Annotated in this window: 7 protein-coding genes; 1 reads left to right on the forward strand and 6 read right to left on the reverse strand. The window is 59.0% G+C overall.

All coding sequences use genetic code 11. The features are described from left to right. The 3 genes from R3217_10320 to R3217_10330 form a co-directional block, all read right to left on the reverse strand. Nucleotides 1-693 (reverse strand): M56 family metallopeptidase (locus tag R3217_10320; GenBank protein MDX1455836.1); only part of this gene is annotated, 693 nt, incomplete at its 3' end. Further along, the gene (locus tag R3217_10325; GenBank protein ID MDX1455837.1) at nucleotides 686-1,075 is read right to left on the reverse strand and encodes a BlaI/MecI/CopY family transcriptional regulator; all 390 of its coding nucleotides are present in this window, start codon (nucleotides 1,073-1,075) and stop codon (nucleotides 686-688) included. The genes R3217_10325 and R3217_10320, both read right to left, overlap by 8 nt. A gap of 78 nt (nucleotides 1,076-1,153) precedes the next feature. After that, nucleotides 1,154-1,903: a helix-turn-helix domain-containing protein gene (locus tag R3217_10330; GenBank protein ID MDX1455838.1), complete on the reverse strand. Its 750-nt coding sequence runs from the start codon at nucleotides 1,901-1,903 to the stop codon at nucleotides 1,154-1,156. 193 nt (nucleotides 1,904-2,096) lie between these two features. On the opposite strand from R3217_10330, the gene R3217_10335 reads away from it, so the two are divergent. Next, on the forward strand, nucleotides 2,097-2,471 hold the full coding sequence (locus R3217_10335; protein ID MDX1455839.1) for a DsrE family protein: 375 nt from the start codon (nucleotides 2,097-2,099) through the stop codon (nucleotides 2,469-2,471). 66 nt (nucleotides 2,472-2,537) lie between these two features. On the opposite strand, the gene R3217_10340 is transcribed toward R3217_10335, so the two are convergent. From R3217_10340 to mvk, 3 genes are all read right to left on the reverse strand, one after another. Beyond that, nucleotides 2,538-2,783 carry a hypothetical protein gene (locus tag R3217_10340; GenBank protein ID MDX1455840.1) on the reverse strand — a complete coding sequence of 82 codons (246 nt, stop codon included), beginning with the start codon at nucleotides 2,781-2,783 and terminating at the stop codon, nucleotides 2,538-2,540. 103 nt (nucleotides 2,784-2,886) lie between these two features. Further along, nucleotides 2,887-3,450 carry an isopentenyl-diphosphate Delta-isomerase gene (gene idi, locus R3217_10345; GenBank protein ID MDX1455841.1) on the reverse strand — a complete coding sequence of 188 codons (564 nt, stop codon included), beginning with the start codon at nucleotides 3,448-3,450 and terminating at the stop codon, nucleotides 2,887-2,889. Next, on the reverse strand, nucleotides 3,443-4,616 hold a 1,174-nt coding region (mvk, locus tag R3217_10350), incomplete at its 5' end, for a mevalonate kinase (GenBank protein MDX1455842.1). The genes idi and mvk, both read right to left, overlap by 8 nt.

The following is a 4,616-nucleotide window of genomic DNA, read 5'->3' on the forward strand; positions in this document are numbered from 1 at the left end:
CAAGGTAAGTTCGCGATACAGGAACCACATCGGAATTACCGGCCACCACAGGCAAAGCGCTAGTCGACAAAGTGGCAGCCAGAGCGTATCGCCGTGCTGCACATGCGCTGCTTCATGTAGCAACAATGCGGCAAGTTCGGCATCAAGGGTCATGTCATCGCGGTCGGTAATACAGCGAGCCGGAATCACGATGATTGGTCGGCGTCGACCGATAGCAAAGGCATTCGGTGCATCTTCGGATACGGCGACCGATACATGCGCCGGCAGGTCGACGGGCAATTCTTCGGGAGCCAGGCGCTCGGCCTGCATGGCGATTCGCTGGTATTTTCGGAAAGCCCATAAGAAACGGGAGGCCAGGACGGCAGCTCCAAGGCTCCATAGAGCAAGCAGGCCCCACACCAGGCTTCCCTGGGTACCGTCTTGCGAACCCGAAGACGCACCAAGCACCCAGTCCAGTGTCAATGGATCAAGAGCAGGCGCAACGAGACGCGGCAAGTGTTCCGCAGCCGGTGTCGGCAGGACTTCCGGAAGACCCAGCGCCAGCAAGGGTGAAACGGCAAGGAGAACAAGCAGCTGTCGCAGCAAGTGCGCCAGGTTTACGGCGGCAAGGTGCTTGCGAAGCAAGGGAATCAGCAGGCAGACCAGGCCGGTCAGCAAGGTCAGCAGCAGCACGGACTTCACTGGCTCAAGCATCGTCATCCCCTGCGGCATCATCGGCTTCCAGCAAGGCCTCGAGCTCGGCGAGCTCGCGCTCGTCCAGCAGGTCGCTTTCGGCAAACATCGGAATGGCACTGGCAGGACGGACATCCAGCAAGCGTCGAGTGAAATCGCGCACCAGGCCGGCCAGGGTCGGCACCTTGGCCAGCTCAGGGGCATAGACATTCAGGCCGTGGGAGCTGCGCTTGCGCAGCTGGCCCTTCTTCACCATGCGCTCGAGCACGGTGCGGGTGGTTGAATACGCCCAGCCGCGCTCCTCGGCCAGTTGGTCGTGGATTTCGCGGGCGCTGAGGCGCTGGTAACGCCAGAGCAGCTTGAGTATGTCGAGCTCGTGGCGGGAAGTATCCTGGGCAGCCATTGCTGATCTCCGTAACAAGTACGCTACAACTGTAGCACTCTCGTTACAAAGAACAACTCTTTTTTGTTTTTAGCCCGCTCATGCCTGGTCTGCAGCGGAATTGCCGTGCCGATTACAGGCCGCGAACTGGCTGGTTCCCAGCCAGCGGCTGACGCAATCCGTGTAGGCGCGATTGCCGACGACCTTCAGGATGCCCTTTTCCACTGCATCGGCCACCGTCACTTCGCCATACCAGATACGGCCATAGGTCTTTAGGTCGGCGGTGAGGTAGACGTCGGCTTCGTAACCCAGGTCCTGGTTGCAGACCTCGGTGCTGCCATCACGCACCATGACATAACGGCGAATGGCCGCATCCTCGCCGGTGACAATGAACTGGAAGGTGGCATCACCACTGGGCAGCTCGTCCAGCTTCATGGCCACGGCGAAATCCCGCACCAGCACGGCAGCGTCGAGCTCGTACTGGTCCATGGTGTCGAACACCCAGCCCATGCCCCAGCGACCCATCTCGGTAAGAACGGGCTTCAGCGCCTGTCCCTGCGGCGTCAGGCGGTATTCATAGCCCTTCTTGCCGGAGAGTTTCTTCTTTAGAACGATGCCCTGCTCTTCCAGCGAGCGCAGGCGTTTGCTCAGCAGCGTCGGCGACATCTTCGGGAGATAGGTTTCGAGTTCCGAGAAACGAGTGGCGCCCATGAACATTTCGCGCACGATCTGCAGCGTCCAGCGCTCGGACAGGGCCGAGCAGGCCGCCATGATGGGACACGCTTCTTCGATTTCTTCCACGCCAAAAGCCTTCTTTTCCTGGTCTTGCTTTTCCTGGTATGGCGCCATTATCCGCCCCCGCCCCGCTCACGTGAACTACATAAAATGTAGTCAACTTGCCCGCTATTGGCACTACAAAATCGATAGTCGATTGCTACACATCCTGCACTCAACGAAATCACCTCTCGCCCCTAATCTGGTTTCCAAGCTGAAACGAAACGCAGCTTGTTTGAAAGACTTAAACCTCAAAGGGGATACGAAAATGACTGAAGCAAACAAAGAGTACGACATGATCGTGGTGATGACCCAGGGCGCAAACGACGAAGTCTCGTCGGTCGGCCTGACCCTGGCCAACGGTGCCATGACCGCCGGCATGAACGTCGGCCTGTTCCTGACCAGCAACGCCATCGACCTGGTGCGCAAGAATGCCCTCGAGCACACGCACGTCCAGCCGATGGAACCGCTGAAGGACCTGATGCATGCCTTCATCGATCGTGGGGGTGATGTCTGGGCCTGCCCGCCCTGCACCAACTCCCGCGGCTACGATGAAGGTTCGCTGATCGACGGTGTCATCATCCACGGCGCCAGCGTGATCTTCGAGCGCATCAAGAAGGGCGCCAACACGCTCTGCTTCTGAAGCAGATGCAGCAACTAGAAAGCCCCGCTTCGGCGGGGCTTTCTCTGTTCAGGCGTGTGCATCTTATTACTGCAGGCTTTCGATATCATCTGCACCTACCAGGTGCACTTCGTAATCCACATTCTCTACAAGTTGGTCATCACCGAACTCGTACACCTCGTGTTCCGCTGCAACCAGAATCTCCATGTCTGGCGGTAGCATCTCGAACTCCTCGTTCGTGCCGCCTTCAACTTCGATGAGAAACCCCTCCTCGTGCACGGAATTGATGACACCCCAGAAACCGGAGTATTCGTCCTGACCATCTGTACGCACGAATCTGATGGAAACAATTACGCGCTTTCCAATCTCCCTGGATGCAAGTTCCATGGAATACATGCTCAATACCCGATCCTGATCGTCAAGCAGCTTGCCTTCGTCATGGAACGACAAACCCTTCGTCTTCCAGCCTTTTCCATTCCAGCTTGAACCAGGGCGTAAACGCCTGGCGGTTGGCTTTCATTTCGGCCGTCAAGTCATCCGGAGCAATCCAGCGCCAGTCTTCGATCTCGGCGGCATTAGGCTGCGGGTCTTCGTCGGTCCTGCCGACATAAACGTGACACAACTCATGCTCGGCACCGGTTTCATCGAAGTCGGCCTGGTAAATGAAGTGATAAACGTGCTCCAGCTCGGCGGTGATGCCCAGCTCGTCCTGCAGGCGGCGCTGCGTTGCGACGTCCAGCGTTTCGCCGACGCGCGGATGCGAGCAGCAAGTGTTCGACCAGTAGCCACCCCAGAGGCGTTTTTCGGCGCTGCGCTTTTGCAGAAGGACTTCGCCCTTGGAGTTGAACAGGAAAATGGAAAAGGCCCGATGCAGGGTGCCGTGGCCGTCGTGGGCCTCGGCCTTGGAGATCGAGCCGATCTCCTGGTCGTGCTCGTCGACCAGAATGAGGTTTTCGGATTCGGAGGAAACGGTTTCGTAACGCGGATTTGGATCAGCCACCAACAACAACCTCCATGGCCTGGTAACCCGCCCGCATCATCGCGGACTTCACTTCTTCGGCATTCTCCGGACACAGCGCAATCACCGCCCCGCCACCGCCGGCACCGGTCAGCTTGGCGCCCAGCGCACCGTTGTCGCGGGCAATCTGCACCAGCTCTTCGACTTCCCAGCTGGACACCTGCAAGGCGTTCAGCAAGCCCTGGCAGACATTCATCAGGTCGCCCAGGTGCTCGAGATCGTTATCTCGAATGGCTTTTACGCCCTGCAGGGTCAGCGCATCGATTTCGTTGAAGATGCGCTCGTACAGCGAGGTGTTGCGCTCCCATTGCTGGCGCACGCGCGTCACCATCTTGTGAGTCAGCGACTCGACACCGGTCATGCCGATGACGAAGGTCAACGGCTGTTCCAGCTCCAGGAATTCCTGCAGGCCCGGGCTGCCCTTGCGGAACAACAATGGCTTGCCGAAGGTCGCCATGGTGTTGTCGATGCCGCTTGGCGTGCCATGCGCAACCTTTTCGCATTCGAAGGCGAGCTCGTTCACGCGCTCGTCGGCAAGCTTCAGGTCATAGTGCTTGTCCAGCGCACGGATCAACGCGACCGCCAATGCCGCCGAACCGCCGAGGCCCATCGCGCGCGGCACGTTCGGGAAGATTTCGATCTTCATGGCCTCGTGATCGAGACCCAGGCTTTCGAGAATCAGGCCGAACTGCTTCTGGAAGGCCTGGCGTTTTTCCGGCTGCTTCGGCAGGCGCTGCTCGATGCCCCAGCGCGGTACGATGATTTCCACGCCCTCGCCTTGGTTGGCATCTTCGATCTTGGCTTCGATCGCGAGCGGCACGGGCAAGGCCAGCGCATGCCGGCCGTAAACGACGGCATGCTCGCCGAACAGGATGATCTTGCCGTAACCGGCGGCCAGGGTTTCGCGCTTGGCCTTTTCTGGCTCGGCAGAGGCTGTTGCAACGGGCGCTTTCGACTGTCCAAGGACTTCCTCGACAATCTCGCGCGCCTTCCAGATCTTGATTTCACCGGACTCGATCAGGCGATCGATCACGGTATCGAAAATTTCCGGCGTCGCACCGGCAGCCATGGCTACCGTGCGTGCGTGCAGGGTCATGTGGCCCTGCTGGATGCCTTCGGTCGACAGCGCCTTGATGGCCGAGAAGTTC

The sequence above is a fragment of the Gammaproteobacteria bacterium genome (genome assembly GCA_033720895.1).
In the GTDB taxonomy this organism is placed as follows: Bacteria; Pseudomonadota; Gammaproteobacteria; order Natronospirales; family JAJUFS01; genus JAWWBS01.